Origin of the sequence: Ruminococcus champanellensis 18P13 = JCM 17042 (assembly GCF_000210095.1) — a bacterium.
Lineage (GTDB): Bacteria > Bacillota > Clostridia > Oscillospirales > Ruminococcaceae > Ruminococcus_F > Ruminococcus_F champanellensis.
The window spans coordinates 2,058,698-2,073,362 of record NC_021039.1 but is presented as its reverse complement, the minus strand read 5'-3'; the positions used below and the strand labels follow the sequence as shown (position 1 = coordinate 2,073,362).

Sequence of the window (14,665 nt, the reverse complement as noted above, 5' to 3'; positions counted from 1 at the left end):
ACCTTACAGCTTTTCGATTTCCTTTAACAGTTCCGGCACGATCTCCGATTCCGGAATCTTGCGCAGGCACTGATCCTTTTTGAAGATCACGGCGCAGCCGTCGCCGCCTGCCACGCCGATATCAGCCTCACGAGCTTCTCCCGGACCATTGACGATGCACCCCATGACTGCGATCTTAATGTCCTTGTCCAGGTTTGCCACAGCGGCTTCCACTTCCTTTGCCGCTTTCACCAGGTCGATCCGGGTTCTGCCGCATGTGGGACAGGATACGATCTGTACACCCTTCCGCTTGCCCACGCCCTTGAGAATATCCCGGGCAGCAGCAATTTCCTTGATGGGATCATCCGTCAGAGAAACCCGGATGGTTTCCCCGATGTCATCCGCCAGCAAAGCGCCGATGCCAATGGCAGATTTGATCAGCCCCATGCGCTCCGTGCCCGCTTCCGTGACCCCAAGGTGCAGCGGATAAGGACATTTCTGTGCCGCCAGCCGGTATGCCCGGATCATGGTGGGTACATCGGAGGATTTGATGGAGATCACGATATCGTCAAAATCGAACCGGTTCAGGATCGCCACATGCCCCAGTGCGCTTTCCACCAGCGCCTCCGGAGTAGGTGCTCCGTACTTTGCTAAAAGCTCCTTTTCCAGAGAACCGGAGTTGACCCCGATGCGGATGGGAATCTGCCGGGATTTGCAGGCTTCTACCACCTGTCTGACCCGATCCATATCCCCAATGTTGCCCGGATTGATCCGGATCTTATCCACGCCAGCGGCGGCGGCTTCAATGGCAAGTCGGTAGTCAAAGTGGATGTCCGCCACCAGTGGAATGCGCAGTTTTTCCTTCAGCGCTCCCACCAGCCGGACTGCGTCCATATCCGGAATGGCTGCACGGACAATTTCACAGCCTGCCTGTTCCAGGGCAAGCGCCTGTTCCACGCTGCCTGCAATATCATCGGAACGTCGGTTCAGCATGGACTGGATATAAATATGCTTGCCGTCCAACAGGCAATCCCCTACTTTTACCGGTTTTATTGTTCGCATGATTTTTCTCCTTTATCAAATCAGTTTTGCAATGTCGTTATAGGTCACTGCCAGCATCAACAACATCAGCAGTGCCATGCCTACCAAATGTACCATGCCCTCATGCTCTGGCTTGACAGGCTTGCGGCGGATGGCTTCAATGATGAGAAATACCAGTCTTCCCCCATCCAGTGCCGGTAAAGGCAGCAGATTACAGAATCCCAGATTGATGGTCACAAGGGTGGACAGTGCCAACAGGGACATAACATGCTCCCGGAGGGTTTCCCCGATGGTTGCAGCCTCTCCAATGGCGTTGACGATGCCTACCGGTCCGGACATATCGTGGAATCCCACGTTTCCACGGATCAGATCCAGCAGTCCCACCCAGGTCATCCGGGCAATGGACACGGTGTCCTTTGCTGCGTAGGCAAGCACGTTGCCAACGGTAGTTTTCTGACCGTATACCCAGAAGTCCAGCCTGCCGGTGGTTGCAGTATCCTCAAAGCGCACATGCTCCAGGGTCACAATCTCCCCGTTCCGGCGCACATCCACTGTAAAATCGTTTTCGTTGGTGTATTGCAGTTTATAGGAAAGATCCGTATCCGTCAGGATCCGCATGCCGTTGATCCGGACAATGGTATCATTCACCTGCAAACCGCAGCTTTCACTGGAGGAAGTGGAATTTCCATTTTCGTCCGCATGAAAGCGGCTGATGGTTGTGGTGGTAATGGCATCACCCATGCTGGTGGTAATAATCAGCAGCACAAACCCGAGCAGGATGTTCATGGTCGCACCTGCAACCACAACCGCCATACGCCGGGGCACGCTTTTTTTGCCAAACGCCCGGGAGTCCTCGCTGTCCGCATCCTCCCCTTCCATGGCGCAAAAACCGCCGATTGGCAGCAGCCGGAGGGAATACTCGGTTTCGCCCCACTGTTTTTTCAGAATCGCCGGACCCATGCCAATGGCAAACTGGTTGACCCGGATGCCGCAGAGTTTGGCAACAATAAAGTGTCCGAATTCGTGGAGCGCCACAATCACGCCCAGAATGAAAATTGCAAGGATGATCTTTACCATAATACACCTTTCTCAATGTGTGCAGTGCCATCTTTCATGCTTTGTATCATGCTGCCCGGAGAATCACAACAGATTTTCTTCCACAAATGCCCGAGCCTGTGCATCTGCCTGCATGACATCTTCATAGCAGTTCAGCTGCATAAAGGGGAAATGGGCAACAGCAGCTGCAACCAGTTCGCCGATCCGCAGGAAGGGAATCTCCCCTGCCAGGAAATGTGCCACAGCCGCTTCATTGGCACCGTTGGCAATGCAGGGATATGCGCCGCCCTTGGTGATGGCGTCAATACAGGTGCGCAGGCAATCAAAGGTTTCCAGATCCGGTTTTGCAAAGGTCAGCGTGCCGTAATCCGTTAAAGACAGGGGCTTTGTGGGGCAAGGCATCCGATCCGGATACAGCAGAGCATACTGGATCGGGATTTTCATATCCGGCACACCAAGCTGTGCAATCACCGAGTAATCCTGATACTCCACTGCGGAATGCACCACGCTTTGCCGATGTACCACGATCTCGATCTGATCCGGCTGCAAATCGAACAGCCACTTGGCCTCAATAAACTCCAGCCCCTTGTTCATCAAGGTGGCGGAGTCAATGGTGATCTTGCTGCCCATACTCCAGTTCGGGTGATTCAGCGCTTGCGCAATGCTTACATGCTCCAGTTCCGCCCGGGTCTTTCCGAAAAATGGTCCCCCAGAGGCAGTGAGGATGATCTTCCGCAGCTGGGAACGCTGATTTCCCTGCAAACACTGAAAAATAGCGGAATGTTCACTATCCACCGGATAGATGGGTACATGCTTCCGCTTTGCAGCCTCCATGACCAGTGCACCGCCTGCAACCAGAGTTTCCTTGTTGGCAAGGGCGATGGGTTTCCCTGCTTCGATGGCGGTCAGTGTAGGCAACAGTCCCACCATACCCACCACGGAATTGAGAAAGATGTCCGCTTCCTTCTGCTGTGCGATCTCGCACAACCCATCCATACCGGACAGAACCCGGATGCTGGTATCCGCAAGCCTCTGCTTCAGGTCAGAATAGTGCCTTTCGTTGTAGATGCAAACACACAGGGGAGAAAATTCTCTTGCCTGCTGTTCCAGTTTCTCCACGCTGCTGTGGGCAGCCAATGCGGTTATGTTCAGTTTATGCTGCCGGGCAACCTCCAATGCCTGGGTACCGATGGAACCGGTACTGCCCAGTAATGCGACTGATTTCATGTCCATCCCTCCAATGAAGATACCCGTTAACACGGGAAAAAGAGGCTACCCCGCAATGGAAAATAGCCCCTTATGTTTAAAAACTATACAAGGGTGTTAGCTGGAGCACAGCGCAGAAAAACGGTACCACAAGCAATACACTGTCGAACCGATCCAAAAGTCCCCCATGCCCCGGCATAATGTTGCCATAGTCTTTGATCTGAAAGTGCCGCTTAATCAGAGAAGCGGTCAGATCCCCCACCGTTCCGATCAAAGCACATGCCATACCCAGCAGGCACACGGTTACATAATGCACTGTGAATATGTCTCCCCGGGCAGCCATGATCCGGCTGTAAACTGCTGCAAAGGCGATAAACAGAATGCCATTGGTGACAACACCGCCAATGAAGCCTTCTATCGTTTTCTTGGGACTGATCTGTGGGCATAGCTTGTGTTTGCCGCAGAAGGTCCCTACAAAATATGCGCCGGAATCCGCAAGCCAGGCACCGCACAACGCCATAACCACATAAATAATGCCATGAATGCCGTCCTTTTCGTTCAGCGTAATGCAGCAACACATGGAGTATGGGATCAGCAGGGTGCCGAATACCATCAGCAGTGCATGAAACAGGCTCATGCGTTCGTGCAGCAGAATATAGCTGAGCAACAGCAAAATGCAGACAGAGACTGCCACCAGCGGGCGAAAGGGCGTTTGATCGAAGTATACCAGAAAGGGCAGACCCATGCCGTACAGAAATGCCACCCCGGCAGGCAGCCGGAATTTCAGGCACCCTCCAGCCCGGAACAATTCAAACAGCAGAATCACGCAAACCGCCGCAATGGCAATGGGGAATACGATGGTATGATGCAGCAACAAAACCCCAATGGCAATGGCGCTTGCCACGGCGGAGGAGATCAGACGTATGCCCATCTCACACCCCTCCGAATCTTCTGCCCCGACCGGCAAAGTCGATCAGTGCTTTATCCAGTTCCTTCGGGGAAAAATCCGGCCACAGCACGTTGGTGAAATAAAATTCTGCGTATGCGCACTGCCAGATCATATAATTGGACAGGCGAAGCTCTCCACTGGGACGGATCAGCAGATCCACATCCGGCACACCGGCGGTATACAGGTACTGGGCAAACTGCTCCTCCGTCAAGGTATCCGGATCCAACTGACCATCCTTTGCCAGCTGTGCCACCTGCTTTGCCGCATGGACGATCTCATCCCTGCCCCCGTAGTTAATGGCGATCATCATCGTCATTTTGTCAAAGTGGGCAGTATCCCGTTCCACCGCAAGCATCTTTTCCCGCAGCTCCGGGGTAAACCGTTCCTTATCCCCCAAGAAAATCAACTTGGTTTCCAGGTCGAAAAATTCCCGCACATCATCAATGTACTGGTCGAACAGCTTCATCAATGCGTCCACTTCATCCTTGGGTCGTTTCCAGTTTTCCGTGGAAAAGGCGTAGAAGGAAATATAGGGAATGTTCAGATTCCGACAGTAACGGGCAATGGTTTTGAATGTCTTAGCGCCCTCACGGTGGCCAAGCTTCCGGGGCAGTCCCCGTTTCTTTGCCCATCTGCCGTTTCCGTCCAGAATAAAGCCGATGTGCCGGGGACGCTTTTCCGGCGGCGGCAGAGTCGGCGCAGTCTGTTTTGATAAAAATGCCATATCGTCTCCAAATCAGTTTCTCTATTATTGGGCTTACAGGCTCATAACTTCCTTTTCCTTGTCGGAAACCATGGAATCGGTCTGTGTGCAGAATTTATCCGTAATGTTCTGGATCTTCTTTTCTGCATCCTTCAACTCGTCCTCTGTAATCTCGCTGTTTTTCTTCATAGCCTTGAACTTTTCCATGGTATCCCGGCGCACGTTCCGCACTGCAACCTTTGTCTCGTCCCCATACTTCTTGATGGACTTGCAGATCTCCTTACGTCTGTCTTCGGTCAGCTGGGGGAATACCAGGCGGATCACCTTGCCGTCATCCGTAGGTGTGATGCCGATATCAGAAGCCAGGAGCGCCTTGTTGATAGCCTTGATCATAGAAGCGTCCCAGGGCTGGATCAGCAGGATCCGTGCTTCGGATACGGTGACAGCAGCCATCTGGTTTACAGGGGTGGGCGTGCCGTAGTAATCCACAGTTACCTTATCGAGAATGCCCGGATTCGCACGTCCGGCACGGATGGAAGCAAATTCAGCGGCAAGGTGCTGCAGCGCCTTGTCCATTTTTTCTTCTGCCAGCTTGATGTGTTCGTTCATAATCAATTCTCCTTAATCAATGTCCCCACATCCTGACCCATGATAGCGTCATAGATGTTGTCAGGGCGTTCCATATTAAATACCAGCATGGACATGCCGTTATCCTTACACAGGGTAGCTGCGGTGCTGTCCATAACAGCCAGTCCCTTTGCCAATACCTCGCTGTAGGTGAGGGTCTCGTACTTTACGGCATCCGGGTAGCGGTGGGGATCCTTGTCATATACCCCATCCACCATGGTAGCCTTGAAGAATACCTCGGCTTCGATCTCTACGGCACGGAGCGCTGCTGCTGTATCCGTAGAGAAGAAGGGATTGCCGGTGCCGCATCCGAAGATCACAACCCTGTGCTTTTCCAAGTGGCGAATCGCCCGGTTCCGGATATAAGGCTCAGCAACCTGCTGCATGGTGATCGCCGTCTGCACACGAACCTCAACCCCCAGGGATTCCAGCACATCTGCAATGGCCAGTGCGTTGATGGTAGTGGCCAGCATGCCCATATGATCCGCTCTGGTCCGGTCCATACCGCCGCTTTCTCTGCCACGCCAGAAGTTACCACCGCCGACCACGATGCCGATCTGCACACCCAGATCCGCACACTTCTTGATACTCCTGCAAATATCCGTAATTACATCATAATTCAATCCAAATTTCTTGTCACCGGCAAGTGCCTCGCCGCTGAGCTTCAATAAAATCCGTTTGTACTTCGGCTCCATTCCAATCATGCCCTTCTATCGTATTCTGTTCCGGATGCGCCATCTCACCCAGCACACCCTATCTTATTTTACACTATTTCCTGCCCGTTGTAAAGTAAAATCGCATAAAAAAATAAAGAACACCGAATTTCATCGGTGCTCTTTATGGAATATAGCCTATCGATTACTTGATCATGCTGGCAACTTCGTCAGCAAAGTTGTCTGCACGCTTCTCGATGCCCTCGCCACGTTCGTAACGAACGAACTTGGTGATCTTGATGTCAGAACCAATGGTCTTTGCAATGCTGTTTGCATACTCGGTGATACTCATGGAAGAATCCTTGACAAAATCCTGTTCCAGCAGGCAGTTCTCGGAGTAGTACTTGCCAACCTTACCCTCTACGATCTTTACACGAACCTGCTCAGGCTTGGAAGCCATCTTCGGATCCTCAGCCATCTGTGCCAGCAGAATCTTCTTCTCCTCGTCCAGAACGGAAGCCGGAACTTCCTCTCTGCACAAGTAAGCCGGATTCATTGCAGCAATCTGCAGTGCGCAGTCCTTTGCAACAGTCAGAACCTCAGGCTTTACGCCAGCCTCACATGCAACCTGAACCAATACGCCGATCTTGCCGTCGCCGTGTACATAGGGAACCAGAATGCCCTCCAGGCGCTCAAACCGACGAATCTGCAGATTCTCACGGATCTTCAGGAACAGATCCTGCAGGGACTCTGCAACGGTCTTGTCGGAACCACTCATCTTTGCATTGTTCAGCGCATCCAGATCAGCAGGGTTCTGCTCAATTACAGTCTTTGCAACATTGTTTACAAATTCCTTGAATTCTGCATTCTTTGCAACAAAGTCGGTCTCGGAGTTCACCTCAACGATAGCACCAACGGAATGATCCTCGTTTACGATTGCAGCAACCAGACCCTCAGCGGCAACTCTGCCAGCCTTCTTTGCCTGGGTAGCCAGACCCTTCTCACGCAGAATGGTGATTGCCTTTTCTACATCACCGTCAGCCTCGATCAGAGCCTTCTTGCAGTCCATGATGCCTACGCCGGTGCTTTTGCGCAGTTCATTTACTTCCTTAGCAGAAAAATTAGCCATTATGAAATCCTCCATTTCAGATTTAGCTTCGTATAGAAAACCCGAATATATCGCAACATATCCGGGTTTTAAAGTATTCTTTATTCAGCAGCAGCCTCAGCTTCAGCCGGAGCTTCCTGTGCAGCCTCAGCAGCCGCATTGTCAGCACCCTGCTTGCCCTCGATGATTGCGTTTGCGATGGTGCCGGCGATCAGCTTGACAGCACGGATTGCATCATCGTTGCCGGGGATTACATAATCTACTTCATCCGGATCGCAGTTGGTATCTACGATTGCAACGATCGGAATGTTCAGCTTCTTAGCTTCTGCAACAGCGATCTTTTCCTTGCGGGGGTCAACAATGAACAGTGCGCCCGGCAGCTGCTTCATGTTCTTGATACCGCCCATGAACTTTTCCAGCTTCTCGATCTCCAGGTTCAGCTTGATAACTTCCTTCTTCGGCAGCAGGTTGAATGTGCCGTCAGCTTCCATTGCGTGGAGCTGCTCCAGACGCTGCAGTCTTCTCTGGATGGTCTTGAAGTTAGTCATCATACCGCCCAGCCAACGTGCGTTTACATAGTAAGCGCCGGCACGGGTCGCTTCTTCCTTTACGGAATCACCAGCCTGCTTCTTGGTACCTACGAACAGAACGCTCTTGCCCTCAGCGGACAGATCACGAACGAACATGTAAGCTTCCTCAAGCTTCTTTACGGTCTTCTGCAGGTCGATGATGTAGATGCCGTTTCTTTCGGTGAAAATGTACGGAGCCATTTTCGGGTTCCATCTTCTTGTCTGGTGACCAAAGTGTACGCCAGCTTCAAGAAGCTGCTTCATTGATACTACGCCCATTGTGTAGTCCTCCTATTGGTTTTGAAATTTTCCCGCCGCAGCCGATTCCCGTCGGGAACAACCTTTTGCAAGGCACCAACCCCCGTTCACAGCTGCGTGTGAATTACTGAAATATTATATCACACTTTTCATACTAATGCAAGAGATTTTCTCTTGTCTATTTAAATAAATCTTCAATATGAAATCTCCTGGACATTGTACACTTTGTACTGTCTGTGCTTCCATGCTCCGCTTCACGCACCACCAGAATGGTGTCTGTACCAATCAGCCGGATCTGGCGGAAGGGAATCATCAGATCCTGTTCCCTGCCCAGCAGACCAAACAGGCGCTCCCTGCCGTGGATCACAAGGGCTGCAACCGCAGCGGTCTGTGCATCGAATTCCAGATCGTCCACATACCCCAGCTTTTCGCCCTTTTCCACGTCGATCACTTCCTTGCGGCACAATTCCGCAAAGCTGTACAGCATCCGATCACCTCCGGTCTTTCATATGTATGCACTGCCGGAGGGAAATTAGGCTACTTCTTCTTTTTCAGTACCAGACAAAGAATAATCAGTACTGCTGCTACGCCTCCCAGCACTGCGTACAATGCGATGGGGGTGGTATCCCCTGTCTTGACTGCGTCCATTGCGGTAATCAGCTGCATCCAGTTCATGTTGTTTCGCCTCCTTCCGTGCGGTGTAATGTAACGGTTACGATTTCCGGCCGGTTGCCCACCCGGAATGGAAATCCACTGTTTCCCACGCCCCGGTTGATGATGAGCATATGCCCTGCATCGTAAAATGCGCCTCCATCGTATTCCGGCAGGATCCCTTGATCCGGTGCATAAAGGCCGCCGATCAGCGGAAGGCGGAACTGCCCTCCGTGGGTGTGTCCGGTAAGCGTCAGATCTGCGTCTGACTGGAGAAAGGCTTTGGCATCCGTTGGATTATGCTCCAGCAGCACCACAAAATCCGTCTGTGCGTCAGAGATCTGTTTCAACGCAAAATAATCCGCCTTCCGGATGCTTTCCAATCCGGTCAGAGTGATTGCGGCTTCCTCCCGGGACAGTTCCACATTGCGATCTATCATGAAGATCACGCCGCAAGCATGCATCCGGTCGTAAAGGGCTCTCCTGTATTCTGTTTTCACCATCGCCTCATGGTTCCCGGGCACAAAATACACCGGGGCTATTTTGACAGCCAGCTCGCAGAATCGGGCGGCAGGCTCCACCTTCGGATGATTGCCGTCCATGATATCTCCGGTCAGCACAATGATATCCGGCTGTTCCTCCCGAATGGCTTCTATCAGCCGCTTCTGATCCTTACCGCACCATTTATTGTGCAGATCGGAAACCTGTACAATCCGGTAGCCGTCAAATTCCGCCGGAACATCCGGCGAATTGCAGGTATATTCGGTCTGCATCAGATCATTGTCCTGCCAGTACAGATAACCGCTCAGCAGCAAAACTGCCGCCACACCGATCACCAACCGCTTTTTTCGCCGCTTCTTTTTGCTCTGTTCCTCCATATGCACCTCACTTAAACAAAGTCACGCTTTCAAAGCCATCCAGCAGCACATCATGCCGCCGGAATGCCTTTGCCGTTCCCTTTGCCACACAGGTTTCTGCATCCTTTGCTACATGGCATTTCACCCCCAGCGTTCGGCTGATGAGCTTTTCCAGCCCCCCCAGATAGGAACCTCCACCAGTGAGGAGAATGCCATTGTCGTAAATATCCCCGATCAGCTCCGGAGGCGTCCGCTCCAATACATGACGCACTGCCTCGATAATGGCGAACACGTCCTCCTCCAGAGCCTCAAACAGTTCTACCTCTGTCAGCTCTGCGGAATCCGGCAGACCCCGCATCAGATTCTTGCCCCGCACCGTCATCCGCACATCCTCGCTGGGATCATACAGATTGGTAAGCTGAATCTTGGCATCCTCCGCTGTCCGATCCCCGATCATCAGCTTGTACTTGTTGGATACATACCGAATAATGGCTTCATCCAGCTTGTTTCCTGCCACCTTGATGGAATGGGAGGCAACGATGCCGTTCATGGACACCACTGCAATGTCCGTGGTGCCACCGCCGATATCCACCACCATATGTCCGTTTGCCTGACCGATGCTGACGCCAGCGCCAAGCATAGCGGCCAGCGGCTCCTGGATCAGATTCACCTTCCGGGATCCGGCGCTTCGGGCAGCTTCCATAACAGCACGCCGTTCCACATCCGTAATAAAGGAGGGAACACAGATAATGATCCGGGGCTTCAGCAGCTGCCTGCCGCTGACCTTGAGGATGAATTCCCGGATCATACACTGGGTCAGTTCATCATCCGAGATCACCCCGTCCTTCAGAGGGCGCACCACTGCCAGGTAATCCGGCGCTCTGCCGATCATGCTGTATGCCTTCCGTCCGATGGCGACCACCCGTTCTGTCCGCTTGTGGAAGGCGATTACAGAAGGCTCATTGAGTACCACGCCCCGTTTCCCCATGGTCATAACGATATTTGCAGTACCCAGATCGATGCCGATATCCACGTTCATTTCTCCTTTGCTTGATAGCTTCTGTCATGCTCCGGACGGCATTTCCTGATAGAGGTGCAGCCTGCCGCAAATCCCACATCCGCTGCACCCATCTGCCGCAAAAGCTGTGCACAGCGCTGTGCCGTACTGCCGGTGGTGAGCACGTCATCACACAGCAGGATCCGCAGACCGTCCAGTCTCTGTTCCGATGCTTCATACAGCTTTGCATGCTCCTGCCGTTCCTTTGCGCCCAGCTCATGCTGCCGGATCTTTGACTGTCGCTGGATCAGGCAATCCTTCCGCACAGGCAGACCGCAGTATGTCCCCATGGCTGCGCCGATGCGCTCCGCCTGATTGTACCCTCGTTCCCGGAGCCGCTGCCGACTCATGGGAACCGGCACGATGCAGTCATAAGCGCCTGCCGGAATCTGACTGCCCAGCACCTTGCCCAGATGCATCGCAAAATTCAGATTATGTCCCCGCTTGAGGGAAAGGATTCCGTCCTTTGCCCGGTCTGCATAGGCGTATGCCGCATACACCCTGGAGTAAGGCAGCGCTTCCTGCCCGTTACAAGGGACCTTTCCGCAGTGAGGACAAACCTGAACCGGCTGAAGGGACGCTGCACAGTCCGGACAAAGCAGCTGATCCCAGGGAATGAATACTCCACAGCAGCCGCATCGGTTCGGGTAGAACAGATCCAGGAGCCACGCCTTAATTGCTTCCCTGTTCATGTTGCATCAGCATGTGCCGCAGGCAGGAGTACCGGTTCGTCCTGCGGTTATTATGTACCATTTCCTCGATCTTCTTCCGGGAGCCTACCAGGATCAGCAGCTTCTTTGCCCGGGTCACTGCCGTGTACAGCAGATTCCGGTAGTACAGCTTTTCAAAGCCTCCCAGAATGGGGATCACCACCGCTTCAAACTCACTGCCCTGGCTTTTGTGAACCGTAATGGCATACGCAAGCTCCAGCTGATCCAGCACATCCAGGGGATACGGTGTGATCCGCCCGTCAAAGTCAATGGTTGCCATCATCTGCGCCCGGTTGATCTCCAGGATCCGCCCGATATCTCCGTTGAAAATGCCGGTACCCTGCTCTCCGTCCTTTTTCCAGAGGATATCGTAATTGTTCCGGGTCTGCATCACCTTGTCCCCCACCCGGAAGGTGTACAGCGCCGTCTTGCACTCTGCCATGCTCTTTTTCTTTGGGTTCAGCGCCTCCTGTAACGCCTGGTTCAGAGCAATGACGCCCAGTGTCCCCTTCCGGGCAGGTGCGATGACCTGAATGTCATTCAGCGGATCAAAGCCATACGCCTTTGGCAGACGATCCCGGCACAGAGAAATCACCAGTTCACAGGCTGGTTCCGGCTTCAATCGCTGCAAAAAGAAGAAATCGTTCTGCTTTTGCATCAGATCCGGATCCTCACCCCGGACGATTCGGTGAGCATTGGTGACAATGCAGCTTTGCTGCGCCTGCCGGAAGATCTCCTGCAAAGCGATTACCGGGATGCAGCCTCCATCGATCAGATCCCGCAGCAGGTTTCCAGCCCCTACCGAAGGCAACTGATCGCTGTCCCCTACCAGAACGATACGACAGTGCAGCTTCAGCGCCCGAAGCAGATGCTCAAACAACAGCACATCCACCATGGACATTTCGTCCACCACAAGCACTTCGCAGTCCAATGGATCCTTTTCATTGTGCTTGAAGGTGAGCCGTTCGTTGCTGTCAAACTGCACCTCCAGCAAGCGGTGAATGGTCTTTGCCTCATAGCCGGTCAGATCTGAGATCCGCTTGGCGGCTCTGCCGGTGGGGGCGGCAATCAGCACCTTCTTTCCCTGCTTTTCATACAGGGAGATGATGGCGTTCAGTGTGGTGGTCTTACCGGTGCCGGGGCCGCCGGTCAGCACCATCAGTCCCCGGGACAAGGCAGTGGTGATTGCCTTGCGCTGCAGGGATTCGTATTTGATCTGCTTTTCCTGCTCCTCCAGGTCGATCAGCGCCTCATAGTCATAATCCTCCGGAGCACTGAATTCCAGGATCACTTTGATCCGATCCGCTATGTAGGATTCGGCAATATAATATTCCGGCAGGTAGACAAACTCCCGTTCTCCCTTTTTGTACTCATAAAGCTGCTGATTCTCCAGAGCCTGATTGTAGTTGGCATAAAAGTCCTGTTCTCCAATGCCCAGATATTTGCAGGAAAGAGGCTGCAACTTATCCAGGGGCAGACAGGTATGTCCGCTGAAGGTGTTTTCGGTCAGCAAATACTGCAAACCAGCCAGAATCCGCTGATCCGAATCCAGAGCGATCCGCAACGAACGGGCAAGCACCTCCGCTTTCTGAAAAGGCAGTCCCACCAACTCGCCGCACAATGCATAGGGATTCCCATCAATCACATCCCGGCTGTTGACACCCCATTGCTGAAAGGCTTTCATCGCATAACGGGCGGGAATGTGATACTGGGATAAGTAGATCATCAGGGTGCGCAGACTAAAAATTTTCTGCACCTCCCGGGCGATCTCCTGACATTTCTTCTCCGAAATGCCCTTGATGGTGCGCAGCTTTTCCGGCTGATGCTCCATGACCTCCAGGGTCTCATCCCCGAATACGTCCACGATCCGCTTGGCAAGGGAGGGACCGATGCCGGAAATGGTGCCGGAGGACAGGTACTTCCGGATATTCTCCGCCGTACTGGGCAGCTTTCGCTCACAATAGGATGCCTTGAACTGTGTGCCGAACTTGCTGTGGGTGATATACTCCCCCTCCACCAGAAGGGTCTCTCCGTCTTCGATCTCTCCCAGCTCCCCCACTACGGTTTCTATGGACTGATCCGTTTCCAGCTCCAGAACAATATATCCGTTCTGTTCATTAAAGAACAGAACCTTATCCACAACGCCCTCTAAACGGAGCATCCGCTTTTCCGGCTCCTGCATGGTATCCCCCCTCTGCTCCGGATTTGCATACTGTTTTATTATACACGATGCACTTGGAAAATGCAATCATTTTTCGCCAAGATGGGGACGGATCCGTACCTCCCCGGAGGAAAGTGCTGCTTCTGAGCCATCCGGATACCGCACCTGCAGCCGACAGGCATCATCGATTCCAAGCACCAGAGCCTCCTGCTCCCGTTCCCCCTGCACCACCGTCACCTGTCTGCCGGTGAGCATGGATTGATCCCGGTACCTGGTCAGAAAATCATGGGAGGGCAACGCCCGGTATCTGGCATCAAAAGCGGAAAGCACCCCTGCTGCCAGCTTGTCCGCAAAGCCCTCCGGCACCTGCCCGTCCGGAAACAGGGATCCGGCAATGCCGGACAGCTCCGGGGGAAAGCCATCCTCCGGCGGGGCGATATTGATGCCGATGCCCAGCACTGCATACCGGAGCATGCCATTCTCCAGATCCAGCGCACCTTCGGTCAGGATGCCGCACACCTTTCGCTCCTGTAAGTAGATATCATTCACCCATTTGATTCGGGTTCGTACACCGGCAGCTGCGTTAATGGCATCCGCTACGGAAACTGCTGCCGCCGCAGTGATAAACAGCGTTTCCTCCACCGGCAGCTTCGGCCGTAGCAGCAGGCTCATGTAAATGCCGGAACGGCAGGGAGAGTAAAAAACTCTGCCGCATCTGCCACGTCCGGCAGTCTGTGCATTGGCAAGCACCACTGTTCCCTCCGGTGCATCCTGCTGGGCAAGCTCCCGCAGAAGGGTATTTGTAGAGGTCACGGTGTCGTGTACATGCAGGAAATATCGTTTGGGATCAGCCAGATGTCCATAGATCCCCGGAGCAGAAAGTCCCGCCTTTGCCGGAGGAATGGCATAGCCCCGGTTGGACACAGCCTGCATGGGTACACCTTCCTTCTGGAGTGTCTGCACGGCTTTCCAGACAGCGTTCCGGCTTACTCCAAGCTGCTGTGCCAGTTGAGTGCCGGATAAAAATCCGCCGCCGGCACGCTCCAGTTCCATTCGTACCTGTTCCTTTGTGGTCAATGC

At 53.3% G+C, this 14,665-nt stretch carries 16 protein-coding genes; all 16 read right to left on the bottom strand.

Features of this window, described 5'->3' with window-relative positions; all coding sequences use genetic code 11:
• Positions 1-3: 3 nt before the first annotated feature.
• The 16 genes from ispG to RUM_RS09465 all read right to left on the bottom strand — a co-directional run bounded on the left by ispG (position 4) and on the right by RUM_RS09465 (position 14,662).
• The gene (gene ispG, locus RUM_RS09535; protein ID WP_041326395.1) at positions 4-1,041 is read right to left on the bottom strand and encodes a flavodoxin-dependent (E)-4-hydroxy-3-methylbut-2-enyl-diphosphate synthase; all 1,038 of its coding nucleotides are present in this window, start codon (positions 1,039-1,041) and stop codon (positions 4-6) included.
• 15 nt (positions 1,042-1,056) lie between these two features.
• Positions 1,057-2,097, bottom strand: a complete 1,041-nt coding sequence (locus tag RUM_RS09530; RefSeq protein ID WP_015558906.1) for a M50 family metallopeptidase — start codon at positions 2,095-2,097, stop codon at positions 1,057-1,059.
• A gap of 63 nt (positions 2,098-2,160) precedes the next feature.
• On the bottom strand, positions 2,161-3,303 hold the full coding sequence (locus RUM_RS09525; RefSeq protein WP_015558905.1) for a 1-deoxy-D-xylulose-5-phosphate reductoisomerase: 1,143 nt from the start codon (positions 3,301-3,303) through the stop codon (positions 2,161-2,163).
• A 76-nt stretch (positions 3,304-3,379) separates the two neighbouring features.
• Positions 3,380-4,213: a phosphatidate cytidylyltransferase gene (locus tag RUM_RS09520; protein WP_015558904.1), complete on the bottom strand. Its 834-nt coding sequence runs from the start codon at positions 4,211-4,213 to the stop codon at positions 3,380-3,382.
• Between the two features lies 1 nt (position 4,214).
• The gene (gene uppS / locus RUM_RS09515; protein ID WP_015558903.1) at positions 4,215-4,955 is read right to left on the bottom strand and encodes a polyprenyl diphosphate synthase; all 741 of its coding nucleotides are present in this window, start codon (positions 4,953-4,955) and stop codon (positions 4,215-4,217) included.
• A gap of 33 nt (positions 4,956-4,988) precedes the next feature.
• Positions 4,989-5,543, bottom strand: a complete 555-nt coding sequence (frr, locus tag RUM_RS09510; protein WP_015558902.1) for a ribosome recycling factor — start codon at positions 5,541-5,543, stop codon at positions 4,989-4,991.
• 2 nt (positions 5,544-5,545) lie between these two features.
• Positions 5,546-6,256 carry a UMP kinase gene (gene pyrH, locus RUM_RS09505; protein ID WP_015558901.1) on the bottom strand — a complete coding sequence of 237 codons (711 nt, stop codon included), beginning with the start codon at positions 6,254-6,256 and terminating at the stop codon, positions 5,546-5,548.
• Positions 6,257-6,419: 163 nt separating this feature from the next.
• Positions 6,420-7,343, bottom strand: coding sequence for a translation elongation factor Ts (gene tsf / locus RUM_RS09500; protein ID WP_015558900.1), 924 nt, complete (start codon positions 7,341-7,343; stop codon positions 6,420-6,422).
• Positions 7,344-7,423: 80 nt separating this feature from the next.
• The gene (rpsB, locus tag RUM_RS09495; protein ID WP_041326392.1) at positions 7,424-8,170 is read right to left on the bottom strand and encodes a 30S ribosomal protein S2; all 747 of its coding nucleotides are present in this window, start codon (positions 8,168-8,170) and stop codon (positions 7,424-7,426) included.
• A 157-nt stretch (positions 8,171-8,327) separates the two neighbouring features.
• Positions 8,328-8,636 (bottom strand): PRC-barrel domain-containing protein, encoded by a 309-nt coding sequence (locus tag RUM_RS09490; RefSeq protein WP_015558898.1) that lies wholly within the window; start codon positions 8,634-8,636, stop codon positions 8,328-8,330.
• A gap of 50 nt (positions 8,637-8,686) precedes the next feature.
• Entirely contained in the window at positions 8,687-8,824 is a 138-nt protein-coding gene (locus tag RUM_RS12715) for a sortase B protein-sorting domain-containing protein (RefSeq protein ID WP_015558897.1), read from the bottom strand.
• The gene (locus RUM_RS09485) at positions 8,821-9,678 is read right to left on the bottom strand and encodes a metallophosphoesterase (protein ID WP_015558896.1); all 858 of its coding nucleotides are present in this window, start codon (positions 9,676-9,678) and stop codon (positions 8,821-8,823) included. The genes RUM_RS12715 and RUM_RS09485 overlap by 4 nt, the downstream gene beginning before the upstream one ends.
• A gap of 7 nt (positions 9,679-9,685) precedes the next feature.
• Positions 9,686-10,696, bottom strand: coding sequence for a rod shape-determining protein (gene mreB, locus RUM_RS09480; protein ID WP_015558895.1), 1,011 nt, complete (start codon positions 10,694-10,696; stop codon positions 9,686-9,688).
• On the bottom strand, positions 10,693-11,406 hold the full coding sequence (locus RUM_RS09475; RefSeq protein ID WP_015558894.1) for a ComF family protein: 714 nt from the start codon (positions 11,404-11,406) through the stop codon (positions 10,693-10,695). Before RUM_RS09475 ends, mreB begins: the two co-directional genes overlap by 4 nt.
• Positions 11,387-13,606 (bottom strand): SF1B family DNA helicase RecD2, encoded by a 2,220-nt coding sequence (gene recD2 / locus RUM_RS09470; protein WP_015558893.1) that lies wholly within the window; start codon positions 13,604-13,606, stop codon positions 11,387-11,389. Before recD2 ends, RUM_RS09475 begins: the two co-directional genes overlap by 20 nt.
• 66 nt (positions 13,607-13,672) lie before the next feature.
• Complete coding sequence (locus RUM_RS09465) at positions 13,673-14,662, bottom strand: biotin--[acetyl-CoA-carboxylase] ligase (protein WP_041326391.1); 990 nt, start codon at positions 14,660-14,662, stop codon at positions 13,673-13,675.
• Positions 14,663-14,665 lie beyond the last annotated feature (3 nt).